The organism is Paraburkholderia sp. BR10954 (assembly GCF_040965775.1).
GTDB lineage: Bacteria > Pseudomonadota > Gammaproteobacteria > Burkholderiales > Burkholderiaceae > Paraburkholderia > Paraburkholderia youngii.
The window spans coordinates 13,895-37,056 of record NZ_JBFRCK010000032.1; the positions used below are offsets into that span (position 1 = coordinate 13,895).

At 64.4% G+C, this 23,162-nt stretch carries 24 protein-coding genes; 9 read left to right on the forward strand and 15 right to left on the reverse strand.

Annotated features, from left to right (window positions below):
• The first annotated feature begins 20 nt into the window (after positions 1–20).
• Positions 21–359 (forward strand): c-type cytochrome, encoded by a 339-nt coding sequence (locus tag AB4Y34_RS32110; RefSeq protein WP_176379182.1) that lies wholly within the window; start codon positions 21–23, stop codon positions 357–359.
• 24 nt (positions 360–383) lie between these two features.
• On the opposite strand, the gene AB4Y34_RS32115 is transcribed toward AB4Y34_RS32110, so the two are convergent.
• The 3 genes from AB4Y34_RS32115 to AB4Y34_RS32125 form a co-directional block, all read right to left on the reverse strand.
• Positions 384–1,202 carry a DUF2486 family protein gene (locus AB4Y34_RS32115; RefSeq protein WP_368718317.1) on the reverse strand — a complete coding sequence of 273 codons (819 nt, stop codon included), beginning with the start codon at positions 1,200–1,202 and terminating at the stop codon, positions 384–386.
• 85 nt (positions 1,203–1,287) lie between these two features.
• Positions 1,288–1,704 (reverse strand): DNA polymerase III subunit chi, encoded by a 417-nt coding sequence (locus AB4Y34_RS32120; protein ID WP_368718318.1) that lies wholly within the window; start codon positions 1,702–1,704, stop codon positions 1,288–1,290.
• 52 nt (positions 1,705–1,756) lie between these two features.
• Positions 1,757–3,268 carry a leucyl aminopeptidase gene (locus tag AB4Y34_RS32125; protein WP_368718319.1) on the reverse strand — a complete coding sequence of 504 codons (1,512 nt, stop codon included), beginning with the start codon at positions 3,266–3,268 and terminating at the stop codon, positions 1,757–1,759.
• 137 nt (positions 3,269–3,405) lie between these two features.
• On the opposite strand from AB4Y34_RS32125, the gene lptF reads away from it, so the two are divergent.
• From lptF to AB4Y34_RS32140, 3 genes are read left to right on the forward strand one after another with little or no spacing between them, the layout of a single operon-like run.
• On the forward strand, positions 3,406–4,503 hold the full coding sequence (gene lptF / locus AB4Y34_RS32130) for an LPS export ABC transporter permease LptF (protein WP_176379179.1): 1,098 nt from the start codon (positions 3,406–3,408) through the stop codon (positions 4,501–4,503).
• Between the two features lie 3 nt (positions 4,504–4,506).
• Positions 4,507–5,655, forward strand: a complete 1,149-nt coding sequence (gene lptG / locus AB4Y34_RS32135) for an LPS export ABC transporter permease LptG (RefSeq protein ID WP_176121137.1) — start codon at positions 4,507–4,509, stop codon at positions 5,653–5,655.
• A gap of 47 nt (positions 5,656–5,702) precedes the next feature.
• Entirely contained in the window at positions 5,703–6,083 is a 381-nt protein-coding gene (locus AB4Y34_RS32140; protein WP_368718320.1) for a sirohydrochlorin chelatase, read from the forward strand.
• Between the two features lie 59 nt (positions 6,084–6,142).
• Here the strand turns inward: AB4Y34_RS32140 and cobA are convergent, their stop codons facing one another.
• The 6 genes from cobA to AB4Y34_RS32170 form a co-directional block, all read right to left on the reverse strand.
• Positions 6,143–6,898: a uroporphyrinogen-III C-methyltransferase gene (gene cobA / locus AB4Y34_RS32145; RefSeq protein WP_368718321.1), complete on the reverse strand. Its 756-nt coding sequence runs from the start codon at positions 6,896–6,898 to the stop codon at positions 6,143–6,145.
• 84 nt (positions 6,899–6,982) lie between these two features.
• On the reverse strand, positions 6,983–8,299 hold the full coding sequence (locus tag AB4Y34_RS32150; protein WP_368718322.1) for a sulfate adenylyltransferase subunit 1: 1,317 nt from the start codon (positions 8,297–8,299) through the stop codon (positions 6,983–6,985).
• Between the two features lie 24 nt (positions 8,300–8,323).
• Entirely contained in the window at positions 8,324–9,286 is a 963-nt protein-coding gene (gene cysD, locus AB4Y34_RS32155; RefSeq protein ID WP_176121134.1) for a sulfate adenylyltransferase subunit CysD, read from the reverse strand.
• 99 nt (positions 9,287–9,385) lie between these two features.
• Positions 9,386–10,132, reverse strand: a complete 747-nt coding sequence (locus AB4Y34_RS32160) for a phosphoadenylyl-sulfate reductase (protein ID WP_368718323.1) — start codon at positions 10,130–10,132, stop codon at positions 9,386–9,388.
• Complete coding sequence (locus tag AB4Y34_RS32165) at positions 10,129–10,674, reverse strand: DUF934 domain-containing protein (RefSeq protein ID WP_368718324.1); 546 nt, start codon at positions 10,672–10,674, stop codon at positions 10,129–10,131. The genes AB4Y34_RS32160 and AB4Y34_RS32165 overlap by 4 nt, the downstream gene beginning before the upstream one ends.
• A gap of 22 nt (positions 10,675–10,696) precedes the next feature.
• Positions 10,697–12,376, reverse strand: a complete 1,680-nt coding sequence (locus tag AB4Y34_RS32170) for a nitrite/sulfite reductase (protein WP_368718325.1) — start codon at positions 12,374–12,376, stop codon at positions 10,697–10,699.
• Positions 12,377–12,604: 228 nt separating this feature from the next.
• Here AB4Y34_RS32170 and AB4Y34_RS32175 point away from each other — a divergent pair, with 228 nt between their 5' ends.
• The 4 genes from AB4Y34_RS32175 (at position 12,605) to AB4Y34_RS32190 (ending at position 16,096) form a co-directional block, all read left to right on the forward strand.
• Positions 12,605–13,546 carry a CysB family HTH-type transcriptional regulator gene (locus tag AB4Y34_RS32175; protein ID WP_176109331.1) on the forward strand — a complete coding sequence of 314 codons (942 nt, stop codon included), beginning with the start codon at positions 12,605–12,607 and terminating at the stop codon, positions 13,544–13,546.
• Positions 13,547–13,597: 51 nt separating this feature from the next.
• A complete protein-coding gene (locus AB4Y34_RS32180; RefSeq protein ID WP_176379171.1) occupies positions 13,598–14,767 on the forward strand; it encodes an ABC transporter substrate-binding protein in 1,170 nt (389 codons plus the stop codon).
• Between the two features lie 56 nt (positions 14,768–14,823).
• A complete protein-coding gene (locus AB4Y34_RS32185; protein ID WP_176379170.1) occupies positions 14,824–15,234 on the forward strand; it encodes a DUF302 domain-containing protein in 411 nt (136 codons plus the stop codon).
• Between the two features lie 97 nt (positions 15,235–15,331).
• Positions 15,332–16,096 (forward strand): ParA family protein, encoded by a 765-nt coding sequence (locus AB4Y34_RS32190; protein WP_176109334.1) that lies wholly within the window; start codon positions 15,332–15,334, stop codon positions 16,094–16,096.
• Between the two features lie 12 nt (positions 16,097–16,108).
• On the opposite strand, the gene AB4Y34_RS32195 is transcribed toward AB4Y34_RS32190, so the two are convergent.
• Positions 16,109–16,873, reverse strand: coding sequence for a hypothetical protein (locus tag AB4Y34_RS32195; RefSeq protein ID WP_176379169.1), 765 nt, complete (start codon positions 16,871–16,873; stop codon positions 16,109–16,111).
• A 157-nt stretch (positions 16,874–17,030) separates the two neighbouring features.
• On the opposite strand from AB4Y34_RS32195, the gene AB4Y34_RS32200 reads away from it, so the two are divergent.
• Positions 17,031–17,291, forward strand: a complete 261-nt coding sequence (locus AB4Y34_RS32200) for a hypothetical protein (RefSeq protein WP_176109336.1) — start codon at positions 17,031–17,033, stop codon at positions 17,289–17,291.
• Between the two features lie 39 nt (positions 17,292–17,330).
• On the opposite strand, the gene AB4Y34_RS32205 is transcribed toward AB4Y34_RS32200, so the two are convergent.
• The 5 genes from AB4Y34_RS32205 to AB4Y34_RS32225 form a co-directional block, all read right to left on the reverse strand.
• Entirely contained in the window at positions 17,331–18,482 is a 1,152-nt protein-coding gene (locus AB4Y34_RS32205) for a Gfo/Idh/MocA family protein (RefSeq protein WP_176379168.1), read from the reverse strand.
• A 16-nt stretch (positions 18,483–18,498) separates the two neighbouring features.
• The gene (locus AB4Y34_RS32210; protein WP_176379167.1) at positions 18,499–19,548 is read right to left on the reverse strand and encodes a sugar phosphate isomerase/epimerase; all 1,050 of its coding nucleotides are present in this window, start codon (positions 19,546–19,548) and stop codon (positions 18,499–18,501) included.
• A gap of 68 nt (positions 19,549–19,616) precedes the next feature.
• Positions 19,617–20,579 carry a substrate-binding domain-containing protein gene (locus tag AB4Y34_RS32215; RefSeq protein ID WP_368718326.1) on the reverse strand — a complete coding sequence of 321 codons (963 nt, stop codon included), beginning with the start codon at positions 20,577–20,579 and terminating at the stop codon, positions 19,617–19,619.
• A 100-nt stretch (positions 20,580–20,679) separates the two neighbouring features.
• Positions 20,680–21,693: an ABC transporter permease gene (locus tag AB4Y34_RS32220; protein WP_013088671.1), complete on the reverse strand. Its 1,014-nt coding sequence runs from the start codon at positions 21,691–21,693 to the stop codon at positions 20,680–20,682.
• Positions 21,674–23,161, reverse strand: a complete 1,488-nt coding sequence (locus AB4Y34_RS32225) for a sugar ABC transporter ATP-binding protein (RefSeq protein ID WP_176379165.1) — start codon at positions 23,159–23,161, stop codon at positions 21,674–21,676. Before AB4Y34_RS32225 ends, AB4Y34_RS32220 begins: the two co-directional genes overlap by 20 nt.
• Position 23,162: the final 1 nt, after the last annotated feature.

Here is a 23,162-nt window from a genome sequence, read left to right on the forward strand (position 1 = left end):
CTGCACTGGCGGAGACCATAATGAAATCGATGTCGTACGCAGCCGTAGCAGCTTCTGTTGCGCTCGCCGCCGCATTGAGCGCCACGAGTCCCGCAGCCCGTGCCGAAGCAGCCGGCCTCGCGCTCGCCCAGCAGAAGAACTGCATGAGTTGCCATTCGGTCAACCGCCCGTTCATGGGGCCGGCGCTGCACGACGTCGCTATCCGGTATGCGGGTCGCGACGACGCCGCGACCTATCTGAAGCACAAGATCCTCGATGGCAGCACCGGCGCATGGGGAACCATGCCGATGCCCGCGAACACGCAACTGACGCCCGATCAGGCGGCCACGCTGGCGGCCTGGGTGCTGACACTCAAATAACGGACCTCTCGCGTCGCCGCGGCGTCAACGCGAGCCCCGCGCGATTTCTTCTTCCACCGCTTCACGTACCCAATCGGTCATCTCGGCTTCGAGCGTCTGCGCGACTTCGCGCGTGATCTGACTGACGAGCAGACTCGTGTGCTGCTGCACTGCATCGCGGCAGCGCGCCTCGATGATGCCGCGCCCCTCGCCCGTGAGAAAACGCTGGAAGCGTCCGTGCAAACGTTCGGCGAGCGCGTCGGCGTCGAGTGGGAGCCGAGCGGGAGCGGCTTCGTGCGCGCCCTCACGGCCGAGATCCGGCGGCACGGTCGCGCCGGCTTCGAGCGGTATGAAGGGCTCGGTACGATCGAACACGCCGGGCGACACCTCGGCCACGTCCTCATGCAGGCCTTCATGCAGCTCCTCATGCCCATGTCGCGCATGAATGCCGTGATGCGGCCGGACCTGCTTTCTCGCGTGCGTGTGATCGGCCACGTGCGGCTGATGAAGTTCGGTCTGCGCCGGCTGCGGCGCGAGAACCGGCTCGGGCGAACTCAGTTGCTCGGGTGTGGGCACGGGCTGCGGCGCGAGCACGGGCTCGGACGCCAGCGTCGGTTCGGCCGGATGCGCGGCCGGATGCGCGGCCGGACTCGCGGCCGGACTCGCGGCCGGCGGCGCGAACGCGGGCTCGGTTCGCAATCCCGGCTCGCGCGCCGCCGGTTGCGCGGCGGCTGGGGCTGCGGGCTTGGTGCCTTGGGGCGCGGGCGCGGCGGCATCGGCCGACGCCTCGCGCGTTTCGCGCGCGCGGCCCGGCACGATGACCTCGTTCAGGATCGGAATCGAATTGTCGTTGGGATCGGACACGTGCGCTCTCCGTGTTTGAGTCGAAGCCAGGGCAGGCGGTCCGCATGCCGCGCTCCTCGCGGCCATGACGCGAGAGCGGAACGAACTAGCCGCCCTGCTTGTAGTTGTTCAAAGCATAGCCGCGATCGCGATAGAAGCGATAGCGCTCGCGGCCCGCAGCGAGTTCCTCGTGTGCGTTACCGACCACTTCGAGCAATCTTTCGAAGCGCGCGAATTGCGCCGGCACCGTAGCACCCAGATTCAGCAGCACCTGATGATGCGGCACGTCGTCGAGATTCGCGGCCAGCACGACGGGCGTATCGGCGGCAAGCGGCGTGCCCGCCATGCAGTGCGGCACGAAGTCGAGCGGTGAGAAGGTCCACAGCATTTCGTCGAACGCGCGCAGGCGCGCGGGCTCGGCCAGCACGACCAGCGGCTGGCCCGCCAGATACGCCTTGCGCGCGAGGCGGCACGCGTACAGCAGCGAATCGCCGACGTTCGAGTGAAAGTCGATTCTCGTCATCGGCCGCTCCGCCCCGCTTGCCGTGCGCCGTACGCGCGCTTACCGCACTGCGTCATTGGCCGGCGCGGTCGATCAGGAACTGCGCGAGCAGCGGCACCGGACGACCCGTCGCACCCTTCGCCGCGCCGCTCTTCCACGCGGTGCCGGCGATGTCGAGATGCGCCCACGGGTACGAATCCGTAAAGCGCGACAGGAAGCAAGCGGCCGTCACGCTGCCGGCCGGACGCCCGCCGATGTTCGCGACGTCGGCGAAATTCGACTTCAGCTGATCCTGGTACTCGTCGTCGAGCGGCAGGCGCCAGGCCGGGTCGGCCGCTTCGCGCGACGCGTCGAGCAGTTCGCCCGCGAGCGCATCGTCCTTCGAGAACAGGCCGCTGTTGTGATGGCCGAGCGCGATGATGCAGGCGCCCGTCAGCGTCGCGATGTCGATCACCGCGGCCGGCTTGAAGCGCTCCGCGTAGGTGAGCGCGTCGCACAGAATCAGGCGGCCCTCGGCGTCGGTGTTCAGCACCTCGATCGTGAGGCCCTTCATGCTGGTGACGATGTCGCCCGGCTTGGTCGCCGTGCCCGACGGCATGTTCTCGACGGCCGGAATGATGCCGACCACGTTGATCTTCAGACCCATTTCGGCGACCGCGCGCAGCGTGCCCAGCACCGAGCCCGCGCCGCACATGTCGTACTTCATCTCGTCCATGCCCTCGCCCGGCTTCAGCGAGATGCCGCCCGTGTCGAACGTGACGCCCTTGCCGACCAGCACGACCGGCGCGGCCTTCGCGGGGCCGCCCTGGTACTGCAGCACGATGAACTGCGCCGGCTCGACTGCGCCCGCGGTGACCGACAGGAACGAGCCCATCTTCAGCGCTTCACACTGCTTCTCGCCGAGCACCTCGACCTTCAGCTTCCAGTCTTTCGCGAGCTTCTTCGCGGTGTTCGCAATGTAGGTCGGCGTGCAGACGTTGCTCGGCAGATTGCCGAGGTCGCGCGTCAGGTCCATGCCGTTCGCAAGCGCGGCGCCCTGCTTCGCGGCGAGCTTGGCGGCCTTGTCGTCGCCGGTGTTGACGCTGAACACGACGCGCTTGAGCGCGCGCGGCGTGTTGTCCGGCTTGCTCTTCATCTCCGTGAAGCGGTAGGTCAGCTCGCGCAGCGCAAGGATCGCGGCGCGCACGCACCAGTCGGCCGTGCGCTCGAGCACCGGCAGTTGTGCGAGCGTGAACGTGACCTGCACGATCTTCGTGCCGAGCAGCGCGCGCCACGCGGCGCGGACCGCCTCGCCGTAGGCTTTCTGACTGAAAGCATCCTGTTTGCCGAGGCCGACGAGCAGCACCCGCGACGCGCCGATGCCCTGGACTTCATGCAGGAACAGCGTGGTACCGGCTTTGCCGTCCATGTCGCCCGCCTTGATGATGCGCGTGAGCAGGCCCTTGGTGGCCGCGTCGATCTCCAGTGCGGCACCCGACAGCGTTTGCGACTCGAACACGCCGATCACGATGCAATCGGATTTCCCGGTCAGGAAACCGTTCGTCGAGCCTTTGGTCCAATCACAGGCTTTTATGCTAAAGTCCATCGCGCTTGTCCTCGGATAAAATCTGGGCTTAGGATGAAAGCCGCAATTATCCGCTATTTTTCCCGCGGCGGCTGCACCGGAGGCGTGACGGGAACGAACCCCCGCGTCGCCGTGAGCGCCCCCTCTCGTCATCAATAATGATCTTTGAACGCTCCCTCCAGCGCGAGCTCGCGTACACGGCTGGCGCCGTGTTCATGGTTCTCCTCACGCTCGTGCTGACGACGATGATGATCCGCATCGTCGGCTTCGCGGCCTCGGGTGAGATCGACCCGCGCGACGTGCTGGTCCTGATCGGCCTCACCGTGATCGGCTATCTGGCCATCATGCTCGTCGCGACGCTGTTCGTGTCGATCCTGTTCGTGCTCACGCGCTGGTACAAGGACTCCGAGATGGTCGTGTGGCTGTCTTCGGGCGTCAGTCTCACGCAATTCATCAAGCCGATCGGTATCTTCGCCACACCGATCATCATCCTGATCATGTTCTTCGTGTTCATCGGCTGGCCGTGGTCGAACCAGCAGAGCAAGCTGATCCGCGCGCGCTTCCAGCAGCGCGACGAAGTCTCGCTGCTGGCTCCCGGGCAGTTCCGCGAATCGCCGAGCACGCACCGCGTGTTCTTCATCGAGAAGATGTCGCCCGACCAGGGGCACGTGGAAAACGTGTTCGTGACGAGCACCGAGGGCGGCAAGGTCAACGTCGTGGTGTCGAAGAACGGCCACGTCGAGACGCACAAGAACGGCGACCGCTTCGTCGTGCTGGAAAACGGCCGCCGCTACGACGGCGAGCCGGGCCACCCCGATTTTCGCATCATGGAGTTCGAGCGCTATGGCGTGAAGATCCAGAGCCAGCCGGTCGTCAATACACCGACCACCACCGGCTTGCCGACAATGACGCTGCTGCGCAATCCGACCAACGAGAACCTCGCCGAATTCGCGTGGCGCGCGGGTCTGCCGTTGATCGCGATCAACCTGATGCTGCTCGCGATTCCGCTCGCGCACCAGAACCCGCGGCGCAGCCGCACGATCAACCTCGTGATGGCCGTGTTGATCTACCTCACCTATTCGAATCTGCTGAACGTCGTGCAGGCGTGGATCGAGCAGGGCAAGATGTCGTTCGGCATCGGGCTCGTGATCCTGCACGTGATCGTGCTCGGCATCGTCGCGTTCATCTTCTGGATGCGGGTGCGCAACCGGCCGCTGTTCACACGCGCCATGTTCAGCCGTTCGCAGGGAGCCTGACCGATGCGCATTTATGAAAGGTATTTCGCGCGTCAGATCTATCTCACGTTCGTCTTCATCCTGTTTGCATTTTCAGGTCTGTTCTTCTTCTTCGACCTGATCAACGAACTGAACTCGGTCGGCCACGGCAACTACAAGTTTCAGTACGCGGTGCTGCGCGTCGCACTGCAAACGCCGTCGCGCTTCTACGAAATCATTCCGGTCGCGGCGCTGATCAGCGCGATCTACGTATTCGCGCAGATGGCGGCCAACTCCGAGTACACGATCTTCCGCGTGTCCGGTCTCGCCACCAACCGGGCGCTGCGCTCGCTGCTGAAAATCGGCATTCCGCTCGTGCTCGTCACCTATCTGATCGGCGAAGTGGTCGGCCCCTACACGGATCAGCTGTCCGAGCGCGTGCGGCTCGAGGCGCTCGGCTCGTCGGTGTCAAGCAACTTCCAGTCCGGCGTGTGGGTCAAGGACACGCTGACCGAGCGCGCCGACGGCGAGCAGGTCACGCGCTTCGTCAACGTCGGCGAACTGAGACCCGACGCGACGATCAGCAACGTGCGCATCTACGAGTTCGATTCGAAGTTCCGTCTGTCGAACATCCGCATCGCGCAGAGCGGCCGTTATCAACCACCGGGCCACTGGCTGCTGACCGGCGTGACCGACACGCAACTGCTCGACGTTGCCCGAGTTCCCGGCACGCCGGACGATGCGCTCAATCCGGTGTATCGCGCGAACCAGGTCACGCTGCCCGAGTATTCGCTGCGCTCGGAGCTGACGCCGCAGATTCTGTCGGTGCTGCTGGTGTCGCCGGACCGGATGTCGATGTTCAATCTGTTCCGCTATATCCAGCATCTGACCGAAAACCATCAGGACACGCAGCGCTATGAAATCGCGCTGTGGAAAAAGGTACTGTATCCGTTCGCGGTGTTCGTGATGCTGGTGCTGTCGCTGCCGTTCGCGTATCTGCATACGCGCGCGGGCGTGGTCGGCATGAAGGTGTTCGGCGGCATCATGCTCGGCATGAGCTTCCAGTTGTTCAACACGCTGTTCTCGCACATCGGCACGCTCAATACGTGGCCCGCGCCATTGACTGCGGCGACGCCGGGGCTCATCTACCTGGTGCTCGGGCTCGTCGGGTTGAAGTGGGTCGACCGGCACTAACTCACAACGCCAGAGGGCGTTGACGGGCATCGTCAGGAGCTGATGCGATGGCTATGCACGGACTGATTCTGTTTGGCCACGGCGCGCGCGATGCGCGCTGGCGCGAGCCGTTCGAGCGACTCGCCGACAAGCTGCGCGCCGCGCGCGCGGCAACGGGCGAAGCGCAGGCGGTTACGCTCGCCTTTCTGGAGCTGATGGAACCCGACCTGCCCGCGGCCGTCGCGCACCTCGTCACGCAAGGCTGCGCTGCGATCACCGTGGTCCCGGTGTTCTTCGGCCAAGGCGGACATGTCCGCACGGATTTGCCCGCGCTCGTCGATCAATGCCGCGCCGCGCATCCCGGTGTCGAGATTCGCTGCGCGGTGGCGGTCGGTGAGGATGATTCGGTGCTCGATGCGCTCGCGCAGTATTGCTTGCGGCAGCTCTGATTTTTTCGTTCTAGTTGTCCAGATTCGCCGCTCTTTCAGGCCGGTCCTGCCGGGGACATTCAGGCCGCGACCAGCATCCCGTTCGACGAGCGCTTCGCCTCGGTCTGCCGCGCCGCGAACGCCTCGCCGATCATCAACAGACTCGGCTGCGACGCATCGACCCAGCGCTGCGCTTCGCCCGCCGCCAGATTTTCGAGTGTCAGCGTCAGCATGCGTTCGCGCGGCGTGCTGCACGCCTCGACGATCGCCACGGGCGTCGTCGCGGGCTTGCCGGCGTCGATCAGTTGCTGTGCGATCTCGACGCCGCTGTCGCGGCCCATGTAGAACACCAGCGAATCGGCGTTGACCTGCTCGCGGATCTCGTCGGAACCGGGCGCGCGGCTAAAGGTTGCCAGCGCGACGCTGCGCGACACGCCGCGCAACGTCAGCGAACGCTTCAGCGTGGCCGCGCTTGCCAGTGCGGCGGTGATGCCCGGCACCACTTCATACTCGATGCCCGCGGCTTCGAGCGCGCGCATCTCTTCGTCGGCGCGGCCGAACAGCATCGGATCGCCGCCCTTCAGACGCACGACCACGTCGTGCTCCAAAGCCGCATCGACGATCTGCTTGTTGATGAACTGCTGGGCCGTCGATAGCTGGCCGCAGCGCTTGCCGACCGCAATGCGCTTCGCGCGCGCGGGCGCGTAGTCGAGCATCGCGGGCGCGACCAGCGCGTCGTGCAGCACCACGTCGGCGGCGCCGAGCAGCCGCGCGCCGCGTACCGTAACCAAGTCCGCGGCACCGGGTCCCGCACCGATCAGATAAACCTTACCCATTGACCTCAACCTGTTCGTTGGAGCGCACGCGGCGCGTTGCGCCGCCTGCGTCGCCCTGCCGTCGCCTACCGGCCTATGCTGAGCTCAGGCGGAAAACGCCCGGATCATGCCGGCCGCGACGGTATGGTTCGTCGCTTCGTCGATCAGCACGAACGCGCCCGTGCCCTGATGCGCGTCGTACGCGTCGCATACGAGCGGCTTCTGCAAGGTCAGCGCGACACGACCGATGTCGTTCATCGCCAGTTCCTTGCGATCGGTCGCCTGCGACAGCGTATGCACGTCGAGCACTTCCTTGATCGCACCGATCTTCGCAAATACCGTATTGGTGGTCTGCTTCAGCAGATACTTGCGCTGCGTCGACAGCGGCGTGTCGTCGAACCAGCACAGGTCCGCTTCGAGCTTCTTCGCCGGTTCCGGCGCCGCTGCGCGCAGCACGAAGGTGTCGCCGCGCGACACGTCGACGTCTTCGGCGAGACGGATCGTCACGGTCTGACCGGCGAACGCGCGGTCCACCTGCGCGGTGCCGCCGACCACCGGCGCGATGATCTCGGCCACCGTCGCTTCGCGATTGGCCGGCAGCACGACGATCGGGTCGCCGAGCTTCACTTCGCCCGATTCGACGCGGCCCATGTAGCCGCGGAAATCGTCGGCCTGGCTGCCGTCCTGACGCGCGACCCACTGCACCGGGAAGCGCAGCGCCTCACCGCTCGCGGTTTCGACCGGCAGCGCTTCGAGCACGTCGAGCAGCGGCTGGCCCGCGTACCACGGCATGCGCTCGCTCGCGGTGACGATGTTGTCGCCCTTGAGCGCCGACACCGGCACGAAGCGCACGTCCTGCAGTCCGAGGTGGCGCGCGAGTTCGACATACGCGTCGCGGATCTCGTTGAAGCGCGCTTCGCTGTAGTCGACGAGGTCCATCTTGTTGATCGCGACGATCGCGTGCTGCAAACCGAGCAGCTTGACGATCGCGCTATGACGCTTGGTTTGCGGCAGCAGTTGCGCGACGCCGTTTTCGAACGTCACGCGCGTCGCGTCGACGAGGATGATCGCCGCATGCGCGGTCGACGCGCCCGTCACCATGTTGCGCGTGTACTGCTCGTGGCCCGGCGTATCGGCGATGATGAATTTGCGCTTGGCGGTCGCGAAGTAGCGGTACGCGACGTCGATCGTGATGCCCTGCTCGCGCTCGGCTTCGAGGCCGTCGGTCAGCAGCGACAGATCGATTTCGTCGCCGACGGTGCGCTTGTTCTTCGCGCGCGACAGTGCCGACAATTGATCGCTCAATACCGCCTTGCTGTCGTACAGCAGGCGACCGATCAGCGTGCTCTTGCCATCGTCGACGCTGCCCGCGGTGATGAAACGCAGCACGCCGAGGTCTTCTGGTTGATGAATACTGCTCATGATTGCATTGCCCTCGTCGTGTGCTTAGAAATAGCCTTGCTTCTTGCGTTGTTCCATCGCAGCTTCAGAGACCTGATCGTCCATCCGCGTCGCGCCGCGTTCCGTGATCTCGGTAACGGCGGTCTCGGCGATGATCTTCTCGATGTCGTCCGCGTCGCTTTCGACCGGGCACGTGCAGCTGATGTCGCCCACCGTGCGGAAACGCACCAGTGCCTGTTCGCTCGTCTCGCCTTCGCGCATCGGCGTGAGCGGCGTGACCGGCACCAGCAGCCCGTTGCGGCGCACGATCTCGCGCTGATGCGCGTAGTAGATCGACGGCAGTTCGAGCTGCTCACGCGCGATGTACTGCCACACGTCGAGCTCGGTCCAGTTCGAGATCGGGAACACGCGCATATGTTCGCCGTTGTGCAGACGCGCGTTGTACAGGCTCCAAAGTTCCGGGCGCTGCGCCTTCGGGTCCCACTGGCCGAATTCGTCGCGGAACGAGAAGATGCGCTCCTTCGCGCGGGCCTTTTCTTCGTCGCGGCGCGCGCCGCCGATCATCGCGGTATAGCCGTATTGCTCGATCGTTTCGAGCAGTGTGACCGCTTGCGCGGCATTGCGCGAATCCGTTTCGCGACGCAGACGCACGGTGCCGCGCTTGATCGAATCTTCGACATGACCGACCACCAGTTGCGCGCCGATTTCTTGCGCGCGACGATCGCGGAAGTCGATCACTTCGTCGTAGTTGTGACCGGTGTCGATATGCACGAGCGGGAACGGCAGCTGCGTCTTGCGGTTCGCGCCGAGGCCGAACGCCTTCAGTGCAAGCGCGAGCACCACGACGGAATCCTTGCCGCCCGAAAACAGCAGCGCCGGCTTGCTGCATTCGGCGACCAGTTCGCGCAGGATATGAATCGACTCGGCTTCGAGCCAATCGAGGTGATCCATCCGGTTGACCGTGTTGGCAAGCGGAGCGTTGACAGTGGAATCGAGCGTGGTGCTCATAGCGGGTCCTTCGTTGATTCGCCCGGCAAGCGCATGCGTGCGGGCGGAAGTATTCAGATCGGTTTCGGCGGCGGTCGACCGCAAGCTCGTGCGCGGCATTCAGGCCGGCGCGTTTTCGTTGCGCTCGACCGCAATCGGGGTAATCGCCGTGATATGCAAGCCGCATTCCTTCGTATCGCGCGACTCCCACCACCAGCGCCCCGCCCGGCTGTCTTCGCCGGGGCGGATCGCACGCGTACACGGCTCGCAGCCGATGCTCGGATAACCGCGCGCATGCAGCGGATTGACCGGCACATCGAACGCCTTAAGATAATCCCAGACTTCGGCTTCGGTCCAGTCCGCGAGCGGGTTGAACTTGGCGATGTTGCGTGCGCCGTCGTGCTCTTCCTCGTGCAGCTCGGCACGCGTGACCGACTGCTCGCGGCGCTGCCCGGTCACCCAGGCGCTGACGTCGGCGAGCGCGCGATTGAGCGGCTCGACCTTGCGGATCTCGCAGCAGCGCTTGCGCAGCTCGACGCTTTCGTAAAACGCGTTCAGGCCGTGTTCGCCCACGTACTGCTCGATCGCCGCCGCCTGCGGATGAAACTGCTCGATGTCGTAACCGTAGCGCTCTTTCACGCGGTCCAGCATGCCGAGCGTTTCCGCATGCAGACGGCCCGTGTTCAGCGAGAAGATGCCGATCTTCACGCCGCGCGACAGGATCGCGTGCGTGAGCAGCATGTCTTCGGCGGCGAGGCTGCTCGCGAGCTTCACGTTCGCGTGCCGCGCGGCGATCGAGTCGAGCAGCGCGTCGAGTCTCTCGACCTTCGCTGCCAGCTCCGGGCTCAACGATTGGGCGGTGTTCATGCCGGCACCTTGTCGACGCCAGCCTGTGCGGCACGGCGGCGGAACAGCGGCGACGGGTCATCGACGGCGCCCTGGTACTGCACGGTGAAGTCGTCGAACGCCTTCAGCGCGTCGTTGATGTCCTTGTCCGCGCGCACCGCGAACGCGTCGAAGCCGCAGCGGAACATCAGCCTGACCTGGTCGCGCAGCACGTCGCCGATCGCGCGCAGTTCGCCCTTGTAGCCATAGCGCTCGCGCAGCAGACGGCCGATGCTGTAGCCGCGGCCGTCGCGGAACACCGGGAAGTCCACGGCGATCACAGCGAGTTTGTCGAAGTCGCCGGCGAGGTCCGCCGGTTCGCTATCCGGCGCGAGCCACACGCCGATTTCGGTGGCGCCGCGCGCGGCGAGCAGCGCTTCACGCTCGGCCTGCCACAGCACCAGCGGCACGATGACCTTGCCGGGCGGCAGTTCGCTCACCGCCGGCAAAACGCCGTCTTCCGTGGCACGCACGACGCTCCAGTCGTCGTTGACGATGTCGCGGTTCTTGATGATAGAAGCCATCTGTTCAGTATCCTTTTCGCGGTTACGCGTGAGCCGGTTGACGCGCGGCGTACACGCGCTCCTTGAACGGCGTGATGCCGATGCGGGTGTACGTATCGATGAAACGCTCGCCTTCCTGGCGGTTGTCCACGAACGTATCGATCACCTTCGTCATCACGTCGGGCATTTCCTCGGCCGAGAACGACGGGCCGATCACGCGGCCAAGGTGAGCGCCGATCGCGCCCGTGCCCTGCTCGCCGCCGAGCGTCACCTGGTACCACTCGGAGCCGTCCTTGTCTACGCCCAGAATGCCGATGTTGCCGACGTGATGGTGACCGCAAGCGTTGATGCAGCCCGAGATGTTCAGCGACACGTCGCCGAGGTCGTACACGTAGTCGAGATCGTTGAAGCGTTCCTGGATCGCGAGCGCGATCGGGATCGACTTCGCATTCGCGAGCGAGCAGAAGTCACCGCCCGGGCACGAGATGATGTCGGTCAACAAGCCGATGTTCGGCGTCGCGAAACCCTGCGCCTTGGCCTTTTCCCACAGCGCGAACAGGTCGCGCTTCTTCACGTCGGCGAGAATCAGGTTCTGTTCGTGCGACACGCGGATCTGGCCGAACGAGTATTCGTCGGCCCAGTCGGCGACCGCTTCCATCTGCGCGTCGGTCGCGTCGCCCGGCGCGACCGTGGCCGGCTTCAGCGACAACGTGACCGAGGCGTAGCCCGCGACCTTGTGCGGACGCACGTTACGCTCGACCCAGCGTGCGAACGCGCGGTTTTCCAGCAGATGCTTTTCGAACGACGCATCGGTATCCGGCAGCTTGTCGTAAACGGGCGGCGCGAAGTACTGCGACACGCGATCCACTTCGGCCTGCGTCAGCGTCGACGGGCCGTCCTTCAGGTGCTGCCACTCTTCCTCGACCTGCGCGGAGAACTTCTCCGGCGACAGCGCCTTCACCAGAATCTTGATCCGCGCCTTGTACATGTTGTCGCGGCGGCCGTAGCGGTTGTACACACGCAGCACGGCTTCACTGTAGGTCAGCAGATGCTGCCACGGCAGATCGCGGCGGATGATCGCGCCGACGATCGGCGTACGGCCGAGACCCCCGCCCGCCAGAATGTCGACCACCAGTTCGCCTTGCGCGTTCTTCTTCAGATACACGCCCATGTCGTGGATCTGCACGGCCGCGCGGTCTTCCTTCGAACCCGACACGGCAATCTTGAACTTACGCGGCAGCCACGCGAATTCGGGGTGGAACGTCGACCATTGACGCAGGATTTCGGCCCACGGACGCGGATCGACGACTTCGTCGGGTGCGACGCCGGCGAATTGATCGGCGGTGATGTTACGAATGCAGTTGCCCGAGGTCTGGATGCCGTGCATCTGCACGGCGGCGAGCTTGCGCAGGATTTCCGGCGTTTCTTCGAGCTTGATCCAGTTGTACTGGATGTTCGAGCGCGTGGAGAAATGGCCGTAGCCGCGGTCGTGTTCACGCGCGATCTGCGCGAGCACGCGCATCTGGTCGCTGCGCAGATTGCCGTACGGGATCGCGATGCGGTGCATGTACGCGTGACGCTGGTAGTACAGGCCGTTTTGCAGACGCAGCGGACGGAACTCCTCTTCGCTCAATTCGCCCGACAAGCGGCGGCGAACCTGATCGGCGTACTGCGCGACCCGTTCATCGACGATGGTCTGGTCGTACTGATCGTATTGGTACATTCGGGGACCCCAATTATTCGAAACTTCGCGTGACTCGCAGCGGTCCGGTTTCCGCCGCGGCTCGAATATCCGTGTTTGTCAGCTGTCGCAAGCAAGCGTTTAGACCCATCGCTCATTTGCTTATAACAAAAACAGATATCCATATTGAAAAAGATGGACAGATCGTAATAAACTCGCCTTATATTTCAAACGACTAAAAAATTCTGTTTATATGCGGCGAGGTTATATATGAACCTGCACCAATTCCGCTTCGTCCGCGAGGCTGTGCGGCAGAACTTCAACCTCACCGAAGCGGCCAAGGCGCTGTTTACGAGCCAGCCCGGGGTCTCGAAGGCGATCATCGAGCTGGAGGACGAACTCGGCGTCGAAATCTTCACCCGCCACGGCAAGCGCGTGCGTTCGCTGACCGAGCCGGGCCGCATCATATTGCAATCGATCGAAAAAATCCTGCAGGAAGTGGAAAGCCTGAAGCGGGTCGGCAAGGACTACGCGGCGCAGGATCAGGGCAACCTGACGATCGCCGCGACCCACACGCAGGCGCGCTACTCGCTGCCGGCGGCGATCGCCGAGTTCAAGAAGCGCTTCCCGAAGGTCCACCTTTCGATTCTGCAAGGCAGCCCGACCCAGGTCGCCGAAATGGTGCTGCACGACCAGGCCGACCTCGCGATCGCGACCGAGGCGATCTCGAACTACAAGGATCTGGTGTCGCTGCCCTGCTTCCAGTGGCACCACGTCGCGGTGATGCAGCCCGACCATCCGCTGCTCGAGCGCAAGCTGCTGTCGCTCGACGACCTGACCCAGTACCCGTTGATTACGTACGACAACGCGTTCGCCGGCCGCACCAAGATCAACGAGGCGTTCCGCCTGCGCGGGCTGCATCCGGACATCGTGCTCGAGGCGATCGACGCCGACGTGATCAAGACCTACGTCGAGCTGGGCCTCGGCGTCGGCATCATGGCCGACATCGCGTTCAACGGCGAGCGCGACCGCCATTTGCGCGCGATGCCGGTCGGCCATCTGTTCGGCAGCAACGTGACGCGCGTCGCGCTGAAACAGGGCGCGTATCTGCGCAGCTACGTGTACACGCTCGTCGAGCTGCTGTCGCCGAGCCTGAACCGCAAGCTGATCGAGCAGGCGCTGAAGGGCGAACACGAAACCTATGAGCTTTGAACCGCTTTCATACCGCTTCCATACCGCTCTCTCGCTACGGAGACACTTCTGATGAAGTTGCACAACAATAAAGTACGCAACATCCTGCGCGGCCTCGCGGCCGCGGCGCTGCTCGTCGCCGGCGCGGCGCACGCCGACCTGAAAGTCGGCATCGATCTGTCGAACACCGGGCCGGCCGCCGTGATCGGCATCACCAGCAAGAACGCGATGCTGATGTGGCCGCAGACGATCGCTGGCCAGAAAGCCGACTACATCTTCCTCGACGACGCATCCGACCCCGGCAACGCGGTGCGCAACATTCGCAAGCTGATCAACGAGGACCACGTCGATGTAGTCGTCGGCCCGAACATCACGCCGGCCGCGATGGCCGCGCTCGATCCGGTCGCCGACAGCCAGACGCCGATGATCACGCTGATCGGCTCGGCGAGCGTCGTCGAACCGCAGGAAGGCAAGAAGGTTTGGGCGTATAAGATGGCGCAGACCGACAGCGCGATGGCCGACGTGATGACGCGCTACATGTCGAATCACAACGTGAAAACGGTCGGCTTCATCGGTTTCGCGGACGGCTACGGTGAAAGCTGGCTCAACGAGTTCAGCAAGTTCGCGGCGCTGCGGCACATCCAGCTGGTCGCGACCGAGCGCTACAACCGCACCGACGCGAGCGTGACCGGCCAGATCCTGAAGCTGATGGCCGCGAAGCCCGACGCGATCCTGATCGCCGGCGCGGGCACGCCGACGGTGCTGCCGCAGCGCACGCTGATCGAGCGCGGCTACAAGGGGCCGATTTATCAGACGCATGGCATCGCGACGCCGGAGTTCATCAAGCTCGGCGGTAAAGACGTGGAAGGCACGCTGTTCCCGACGCAGCCGGTCGTCGTTGCGCGCACGCTGCCGGCCGATCATCCGTCGAAGAAGGCGGCGCTCGCGTTCGTCGACGCGTACGAAGCGAAGTACGGCCCCGGCAGCGTCACGCAGTTCGCGGGCGACGCGGCCGGCGTGTACCCGCGCCTGCAGGACGCCGTCGCGCGCGCGTTGAAGACCGCGCAGCCGGGCACGCCGGCGTTTCGCGTCGCGCTGCGCGACGAACTCGAGCACGCGCATGAGCTGGTGGTGCCGAACGGGGTCGTCAATACGAGCCCGAAAGATCACGTCGGTCTCGATCAGCGCGCGAGCGTGATGGGTACCATCAAGAATGGCAAGTTCGTTTATCTGAGCCAGTAATCCGTCAGCGGGGCGTCGATGACGCTCCGCCTTTCGGTAGAACTACGGGAGGCAAGATGGCCACCGCTTCGATCGCAGAGAACGCCAGCACTGGCATCGTCACCGTTCCAAGCGCCCACGCGGGCAGCGCGACGGCCGAGCGTCTGCAAACCATCATTCTGGAGCGCGGGCTGACCGTTTTCGCGTGCATCGATTTCAGCGGCGACGCTGAGCGCGCGGGACTGACGATGCCGTTCAGCCAGCTCCTGATCTTCGGCAATCCCAAAGCCGGCACACCGTTGATGCAACTCGCGCCGACCGCCGCGCTCGATCTTCCCCTGAAGGTGCTCGTGTGGGAAGACGCGGACGGCCGCGCGTGGCTATCCTTCAACTCGACGGCCTATCTTCGCGAACGTCATGGTCTGCCGGACGACTTGATGAAGCCGGTGAGCGGTGTGGCCGCCCTCGTGGATGCGGCCGCGCGGTAAAGCGTCGAACGGTCACGAACAACCCATCGAAACATTCGCCGTCACGCGACTCAGGTATGCTGGGCCCTTTGTAACCGCTTCCGTTCAAGGGGAGATCATGCGGCGCGTTGTATTCAATCAGAAAGGTGGCGTGGGCAAATCGACCATCGTCTGCAACCTGGCGGCCATCAGCGCGAGCGAAGGGCTGCGCACGCTGGTGATCGACCTCGATGCCCAGGCGAATTCGACCCAGTATCTGCTCGGTCCACAGGCGAGCGAAGTCCACCCCACTGTCGCAGGCTTCTTCGAAACCGCGCTCGGCTTCAGCTTCAAGCCCGTGGAAGCGACCTCGTACATCCATCCGACGCGCTTCGAGAATCTGGACGTGATGCCCGCCCATCCCGATCTCGACACGCTGCACGGCAAGCTCGAATCGCGCTACAAGATCTACAAGCTGCGCGACGCGCTGAACGAACTCGCGATGTACGACGCGATTTACATCGACACGCCGCCCGCGCTGAACTTCTACACGCGCTCGGCGCTGATCGCCGTCGAGCGTTGTCTGATTCCGTTCGACTGCGACGACTTCTCGCGTCGCGCGCTCTACACGCTGCTCGAAAACGTCAAGGAGATCCAGCAGGATCACAACGACGCACTGCAGGTGGAAGGCATCGTCATCAACCAGTTCCAGCCGCGCGCGAGCCTGCCGCAGAAGCTCGTCGACGAACTGATCGGCGAAGGCCTGCCGGTGCTGGGGTCGCGCTTGTCATCGTCGGTGAAGATCCGTGAGTCGCATCAGTTGGCGACGCCCGTCATTCATCTCGATCCGGGGCATAAGCTCGCGCAGGAGTATCGGGCGTTGCATCGCGAATTGAGCGAGTAAGCCCGAGCGACGTCATTGCCCCAGCGATCTCAGCAGCCGCGCGAGGTTTTGCGGCTCGATATGAATGATCCCGCCTCGCGGACTGTCGATGTCCGCGATCAGCGTCAGCGACAGAGCAACCGTAACGGGCAGCACGATAATCAGGATGCCTCGTCGGACGCTGCCTCTCGCTCCATAACCCTGCACGACGCACGCAAATAGTCCGATCAGGATCATCAGCGTCCACGCGCCCAGCGGAATCCGGTTCAACAACGCCGCCTGGGAATAGTCCTGCGAATTGAGGACGTCGTTCATGCCGGTCATCACGACGGCGCCGATCGGCGTCGGCTGGTCCCTCGCGACCTGTGCCGCGAGGCGCCAAAGTACGGCCTGAGACTTCGCTGTGTCTGCCTCGATGCGAACGATTTCCTGCGCATCCCGGGTTTGAAAATGGGTGAGTCTCAATTGCGCGTAATGCGTCAATTCAGCCTTGATCTGCGCGCCGATGGGCGGCGCGACCACATCGGCCCGGGCGTACTCGGTTCCGATCGCGTTCGCTTCGTTTTCCTCCAGGTTCTTGCGCTGGTCGTAGCGATTGACCGCCATCGACAGATTGAAGCCGATCAGCAGCGCGAGCAACGTCAACGTCGACGTCTCCACGATCGTGAAATCTTCGCGCTCCTCGCTCTTCAATGCGAAAACGCGTCGCAGCGCCAATGCGCCAAAAGTGATCGCGCCGACGAACGCGACCAGCAGTACCACGAACAGCGTGCCAGGATGATCGACGAATGCCTGCATGCAATGCCTCCGTTGCGGACATCTGCGTGAGACGCGGTAGCTCGGGGCTGAGCGGGTCGAGGTTCATCGCGTGTTTTCGTCCGTTGGCGCCATCCGCACACCGCCAGCAAACTTGTTAAAGTAACGCTCTCGTCAATCAGCAGCCGCAGTCCCCATCATGCGCACCACCCGAGCCATCCACGCCGTCGAGCGCCTGAAAACGCGCACCGGCAACCCGCGCTTCGCCGCGATCAGCCTGTCCGGCGGCCTGTTCTATCTCGTGGACAAATCGACCGGAGTCGACCAGAAGGTATCCGACCCGCTGACGCTCGACGACTTCGTCAAGTTCGTCGACGCCTACGGCCCGCAGAAACCGCGCAAGGCCAGCAAGCTCGATATCGCGTTCGAAGCGCAGATCAAGAAAAGCAAGGGCGGTTGACGCTCCGGCATAGCCGACCTGGCGCTTCGTTGCGATGCTTTACGCCCCTTCGATCTCCACCCACCGTCCGTCCGCCGCACTGCTTTTCAGCACCGCCTCGATAAACCGCAATCCGTCGACGCCATCATCGACCGTCGTCAACAACAGGCTTTCCGCCGGCGGTGCGCGGCCTTCGTTCAGTGCATCGATCTGCAACGCCGCATCTTTGTACAACTGCGCGAACGCTTCCAGATAGCCTTCCGGATGCCCGGCCGGCACGCGCGTCGCATGCGCGGCAACCGCACTTTTCACACGCGCGCGTGTCAATCGCTCGGCAGCGCCGCCTAGCGGCGTGAACCACAACGCGTTCGGCTCCTCCTGATCGAACGCGAGCCCCGCCTTCGTGCCATACACGCGCAAGCGCAGCGCGTTCTCCGCGCCGCTCGCCACCTGGCTCGCCCACAACATGCCGCGCGCGCCGTTCGCATAGCGCAGCATCGCCTGCACGTGATCGTCGATACGACGGCCCGGCACGAACGTGTGCAGCTCAGCCGACAGCGCGCGCGGCATCATCCCCGTCACGAAGGCGGCCAGCTGATACGCGTGCGTGCCGATATCGCCGAGGCATCCGGCCGGCCCCGCCAACGCCGGATCGGTACGCCAGCCCGCCTGCTTGTTCGCGCCGCCCGTTTCGAGCGGCTCGGCGAGCCAGTCCTGCGCGTATTCGACCTGCACGACGCGTATCTCGCCCAGCTCGCCACCTTCGACCAGCTCGCGCGCATGCCGCACCAGCGGGTAACCCGAATAGGTATGGGTCACCGCAAACAGCCGCTTGGTTGACTGCGCGAGCTTCGCGAGCGCTTCGCCTTCGGCGAGCGAAACCGCGAGCGGCTTGTCGCAGATCACGTGGATGCCCGCTTCGAGAAATGCCGTCGCGACCGGCGCGTGCAGATGATTGGGCGTGACGATCGCGACCGCGTCGATGCCGTCGTCGCGCGCGGCCTCGGCGCGCGCCATCTCGCGCCAGTCCGCGTAGCTTCGCGCGATGCCCGCTTCGACGGCGCTCGCCCGCGCGCGCTCAGGATCGGACGACAAAGCGCCCGCCACCAGTTCGAAGCGATCGTCGAGCCGCGCGACGATCCGGTGCACCGCGCCGATGAACGCGCCCTGCCCGCCGCCGACCATGCCCAGCCTGAGCCTTCTTCGCTGCATCGTTTGCGCTCCCATGTCAGATGCCCAGCACGCTCTTCAACTGCGCGATATCGACACCGCTGCCCGCGAAGTCATCGAATGCACGCTCGGCCACGCGGATGATGTGCCGACGAATGAACTCCGCGCCTTCGCGCGCGCCGTCGTGCGGATGCTTCAACGCGCATTCCCATTCGAGCACGGCCCAGCCCGGAAAATCGAACTGCGCCATCTTCGAGAAGATCGCGCCGAAATCGATCTGCCCATCGCCGAGCGAACGAAAGCGCCCCGCGCGTTCGACCCAGCCGCTATACCCGCCGTACACGCCCTGCTTGCCGGTGGGACGGAACTCCGCGTCCTTCACATGAAACGCCTTGATGCGCTCGTGATAGATATCGATGAACGCGAGATAGTCGAGTTGCTGCAGCACGAAATGACTCGGGTCGTAGAGGATGTTCGCGCGCGAATGCTGTTTGACCGCCGCGAGAAAGCGCTCGAACGTCACGCCGTCGTGCAGGTCTTCGCCCGGATGCAGTTCGTAGCAGACGTCGACGCCGGCCGCGTCGAACGCATCGAGAATCGGCGTCCAGCGGCGCGCGAGTTCGTCGAACGCAGTTTCGACGAGACCGGCCGGCCGCTGCGGCCAAGGGTAGATATACGGCCACGCGAGCGCCCCCGAAAACGACACATGCGTGCTCAGGCCCAAGCGACGCGACGCCTGCGCCGCGAGCTTCATCTGCGCGATCGCCCACTCGGTGCGCGCCGCCGGCTTGCCGCGCACGTGCGGCGCGGCGAAGCCGTCGAACAGCGTGTCGTAAGCCGGATGCACGGCGACCAGTTGGCCCTGCAGATGCGTCGATAGTTCGGTGATCGCGACGCCCGCGTTGTCGACGGTCTCGCGCAGTTCGTCGCAGTACGCGTCGCTCGCGGCCGCTTTCTCGAGATCGATCAGGCGCGGGTCGCACGGCACCTGGATGCCCTTGAAGCCGAGACCCGCGGCCCAATCGGCGAGATGCGCGAGGTTGTCGAACGGCACGTCGTCGCCCATGAACTGCGCGAGAAAAATCGCCGGCCCTTTGATGGTTTTCATCTTTACGGTTCCTCGAACGTTGCGCGCGGGCCGCACCCGCGCGCGTTGGACGATGCTCAGAGCGCCGCTCAGAACGGCGAGTCGGGGAAATAGAACTGCTGGGCGTTTTCCTTCGTGATCAGCACCGACGGAATGATCGTCGTGGGCGGCAGCTTGTCGCCCTTCAGCCGAGCTTCGGCCGTCAGCTTGATCGCGTCGTAGATGAATTTCGGCGAGTACGACACGTCGGCCTTGATCATCGGCGCGCCGTCCATCACGTTTTTCACCATGCCCTTCGAGCCCGCGCCGCCGAACACGATCTTGATATCGTTGCGCTTGGCCTGATCGATCGCCTTCAGCACGCCGACCGCCATGTCGTCGTCGGCGGCCCACACGGCGTCGATGTGCTTGAAGCGCGTCAGGTAGTCCTGCATCACCTTGAACGCGTCGTCGCGATTCCAGTTCGCGTACTTCGCGTCGAGAATCTTGATGTCCGGGTAGTTCTTCAGCACGCCGGTGAAGGCGGTCCAGCGTTCGTTGTCGAGCGTGGTCGGAATGCCGCGCAGCGCGACGACGTTGCCCTTGCCGTCGAGCGCCTTCGCCAGATACTCGGCGGGAATCTTGCCGAACGCGGTGTTGTCGCCGGCCACGTAGGCATCCTGCGCGCTCGTGTTGGTCAGACCGCGATCGACCACCGTCACGTACACGCCTTTGCGCTTCACCTGCTCGACCGGTTGCGTCAGCGTCGCCGATTCGTACGGGAAGATCACGAGCGCATTGATCTTGTTGACGGTCACCAGATCCTGCAACTGGTTCGCCTGCTCGGGCGCGTTGGCCGCCGTTTTCACGATCACTTTCAGATCGGAATGCGCCTTTTCCAGATCCTCCTTCGCCTTGTTCGCCCACCAGACGATGCCGCCGGTAAAGCCGTGATCGGCCGTCGGAATCGCGACGCCCAGCGTGACCTTGTCGTCGGCGCGCGCCGCGCCGCTCGTGCCCAGCATCCCCAACGCCAGCACGCCGGCGCCGATCGCTCGAATGACTTGCTTCATGGTGTGTGTCTCCAATCAAGAGGCGTTCGCTCGCCCCGAATTTTCGGACCTGCCGTTGGTTTACCGCGCCTGCCTTGCTACACCTGCTTGAAACGCACGTCTACCGCCGCCCGCGCTGCACGAACGCGACGAAAATAATCACCACGCCCTGCACCGCCGCGTTCAGATACACGCTGATGATGCTGGTCAGGTTCAGGATGTTCGCGATCACCGACAGCAGGATCGCGCCGATCACGGTGCCGATCACGCGTCCCTCGCCGCCCTTGAGCGCGGTGCCGCCGACCACCACCGACGCGATCGCTTCAAGCTCCCACAACAGGCCGGTGGTCGGCGTGGCGGAGCCGAGGCGCGGCACGTAGAGCACGGTAGCCACGCCTACGCAGATCCCGAGCAGCACGTACGTGACGATCTTGACCGTATCGACGCGAATCGCCGCGTAACGCGCGACCTGCTCGTTCGAACCGATCGCCTGCACGTGCCGGCCGAACGCGGTGCGATTGAGGATCAGCGCGCCGCCCGCCGCGACTACGAGGAACACCCAGATCGGGACCGGTACACCGAACAGGCTCGCGTAATAGACGGGACCATACAGATTGGAGAGAGAATCGTTGAGCGTCAGCGCGCCGCCATCGGCGAGCCATGTCAGCACCGCGCGGAAAATCCCCAGCGTGCCGAGTGTGACGATGAACGGCTCGATGCGCCCTTTGGTGATCAGCAGCCCATGCGCGCAGCCGAACAGCGCGCCGAGCACGAACGCCGCGACGATGCCGATCGTCACGATCAGCAACGGCGGCAACGCATGACCGGTAGCACCGGCCGCGAGCCCGTTCATCAGCCAGATCATGATTCCGGCGATCAACGCGGCCATCGAGCCGACCGACAAATCGATGCCGCCCGAGATGATCACGAAGGTCATGCCGACCGCGATGATGCCGATGAACGACGTGCGCGTGAGCACGTTCATCAGGTTGTCGAGCGTCGCGAAGTCGCGGTTGAGCAGCGTGCCGACGATGCACAGCACGATCAGCCCGGCGAGCGGCCCGAGCGTGTAGAGCCGCTGCGCGACGCGCAGCGCGCGCCGTGATTGCACGGCTTCAGTGGGTGCCGGTCGCATGAGCGATCAACTCCTCTTCGGTCAGATGCTCGAGCGTCAGCGTCGCTTGCAGGTGTCCCGCGCGCATCACGGCGACGCGATGGCACAAGCCGATCAGCTCGATCAGTTCGGATGAAATGACGATCACCGCGCGGCCCTGCGCGGCGAGACGATGAATCAGGAAGTAGATGTCGCGTTTCGCGCCGACGTCGACGCCGCGCGTCGGTTCGTCGAGCACGATCACGTTCGGGTCGGGCTGCAGGAACTTCGCGAGCGCGAGCTTCTGCTGGTTGCCGCCCGACAGCATGCGCGCGCGGCTCGACAGGTCGCCGGTGCGTATGCCGAATTCGCCAACGGCCTTCTGCAACGCCGCGCGCCCCGCTTTCAGATCGAGCAGCGGATGCGCGTAGCGTTCGAGCGTCATCAGCGTGACGTTGTCCTGCAGGCTCATGTTGACATGAAGGCCTTTGCCCTTGCGGTCCTCGCTCAGATACGTGAGACCGTGGCGCATTGCATCGCGCGGGTTCTTCAGATCGACTGCCCGGCCGGCGATTTCGATCGTGCCGCCGGTGCGTTTGCGCAAGCCGATGATTGCCTCGAACGCCTCGGTGCGGCCCGCGCCGACGAGGCCCGCGAAGCCGAGCACTTCGCCCGCACGCACGTCGAAGCTCAGATCCTCGACCCAGTCGGGCACCGTCAGGCCGCTCACACGCAATGCGACCGGCGTGTCGGCGGCCACCGTCTGCTTGTCGGGGAACATGTCGGACACGTCGCGTCCGACCATCAGGTTCGCCATCTGCTGACGCGCGAGCCCCGAGGTTTGACCGCGCGCGACGAAGCGGCCGTCGCGCATCACGATCACCTCGTCGGTGATGCGCTCCACTTCATCGAGCTTGTGCGAGATGTAGACGATCGTCACGCCATCGGCCTTCAGCTTCAGCATCAGCGCAAAGAGCCGCTCGGTTTCGGCGGGCGTCAGCGTCGCGGTCGGCTCGTCCATGATCAACAGACGCGCGCGGCGCGACAGCGCCTTCGCGATCTCGACCATCTGTTTTTCCGCGACGATCAGCTCGCGCACTTTCGTGTCCGGCGCGCGCTCGAGCCCGACCTGCGCGAGATAGCGCGCGGCGTCGCTGCGCATCGCGGCATCGTCGACGAACCAGCCGCGGCGCTTCTCGTGGCCGAGGTACATGTTCTGCGCGATCGTCAGATGCTCGGCGAGATTGAACTCCTGGTGGATCAGCACGATGCCCTGCGCCTCGGCGTCGCGCGAACCGGCGAAGCGCTGCGCGTGACCATCGACCAGCACGCTGCCCGAGGTTGCCGCTTCATAACCGGCGAGGATTTTCATCAGCGTCGATTTGCCCGCGCCGTTCTCGCCGAGCAGACCGTAGATGCGGCCAGGTGCAAGCTCGAAGCTCACGCCGTGCAGCACGCGCACCGGGCCGAAGTCCTTGCGGATGTCGTCGAAGCGGATCGCGAGGCTCATG

Coding starts and splice junctions, on each gene's coding strand:
- AB4Y34_RS32150 (WP_368718322.1), bottom strand. CDS start 8,299: ATGAGCAGTATTCATCAACCAGAAGACCTCGGCGTGCTGCGTTTCATC.
- cysD (WP_176121134.1), bottom strand. CDS start 9,286: ATGAGCACCACGCTCGATTCCACTGTCAACGCTCCGCTTGCCAACACG.
- AB4Y34_RS32200 (WP_176109336.1), top strand. CDS start 17,031: ATGCGCACCACCCGAGCCATCCACGCCGTCGAGCGCCTGAAAACGCGC.
- AB4Y34_RS32110 (WP_176379182.1), top strand. CDS start 21: ATGAAATCGATGTCGTACGCAGCCGTAGCAGCTTCTGTTGCGCTCGCC.
- AB4Y34_RS32140 (WP_368718320.1), top strand. CDS start 5,703: ATGGCTATGCACGGACTGATTCTGTTTGGCCACGGCGCGCGCGATGCG.
- AB4Y34_RS32185 (WP_176379170.1), top strand. CDS start 14,824: ATGGCCACCGCTTCGATCGCAGAGAACGCCAGCACTGGCATCGTCACC.
- AB4Y34_RS32170 (WP_368718325.1), bottom strand. CDS start 12,376: ATGTACCAATACGATCAGTACGACCAGACCATCGTCGATGAACGGGTC.
- AB4Y34_RS32220 (WP_013088671.1), bottom strand. CDS start 21,693: ATGCGACCGGCACCCACTGAAGCCGTGCAATCACGGCGCGCGCTGCGC.
- lptF (WP_176379179.1), top strand. CDS start 3,406: ATGATCTTTGAACGCTCCCTCCAGCGCGAGCTCGCGTACACGGCTGGC.
- AB4Y34_RS32215 (WP_368718326.1), bottom strand. CDS start 20,579: ATGAAGCAAGTCATTCGAGCGATCGGCGCCGGCGTGCTGGCGTTGGGG.
- AB4Y34_RS32125 (WP_368718319.1), bottom strand. CDS start 3,268: ATGGACTTTAGCATAAAAGCCTGTGATTGGACCAAAGGCTCGACGAAC.
- AB4Y34_RS32120 (WP_368718318.1), bottom strand. CDS start 1,704: ATGACGAGAATCGACTTTCACTCGAACGTCGGCGATTCGCTGCTGTAC.
- AB4Y34_RS32210 (WP_176379167.1), bottom strand. CDS start 19,548: ATGAAAACCATCAAAGGGCCGGCGATTTTTCTCGCGCAGTTCATGGGC.
- AB4Y34_RS32195 (WP_176379169.1), bottom strand. CDS start 16,873: ATGCAGGCATTCGTCGATCATCCTGGCACGCTGTTCGTGGTACTGCTG.
- AB4Y34_RS32205 (WP_176379168.1), bottom strand. CDS start 18,482: ATGCAGCGAAGAAGGCTCAGGCTGGGCATGGTCGGCGGCGGGCAGGGC.
- lptG (WP_176121137.1), top strand. CDS start 4,507: ATGCGCATTTATGAAAGGTATTTCGCGCGTCAGATCTATCTCACGTTC.
- AB4Y34_RS32180 (WP_176379171.1), top strand. CDS start 13,598: ATGAAGTTGCACAACAATAAAGTACGCAACATCCTGCGCGGCCTCGCG.
- AB4Y34_RS32225 (WP_176379165.1), bottom strand. CDS start 23,161: ATGAGCCTCGCGATCCGCTTCGACGACATCCGCAAGGACTTCGGCCCG.
- cobA (WP_368718321.1), bottom strand. CDS start 6,898: ATGGGTAAGGTTTATCTGATCGGTGCGGGACCCGGTGCCGCGGACTTG.
- AB4Y34_RS32160 (WP_368718323.1), bottom strand. CDS start 10,132: ATGAACACCGCCCAATCGTTGAGCCCGGAGCTGGCAGCGAAGGTCGAG.
- AB4Y34_RS32190 (WP_176109334.1), top strand. CDS start 15,332: ATGCGGCGCGTTGTATTCAATCAGAAAGGTGGCGTGGGCAAATCGACC.
- AB4Y34_RS32165 (WP_368718324.1), bottom strand. CDS start 10,674: ATGGCTTCTATCATCAAGAACCGCGACATCGTCAACGACGACTGGAGC.
- AB4Y34_RS32175 (WP_176109331.1), top strand. CDS start 12,605: ATGAACCTGCACCAATTCCGCTTCGTCCGCGAGGCTGTGCGGCAGAAC.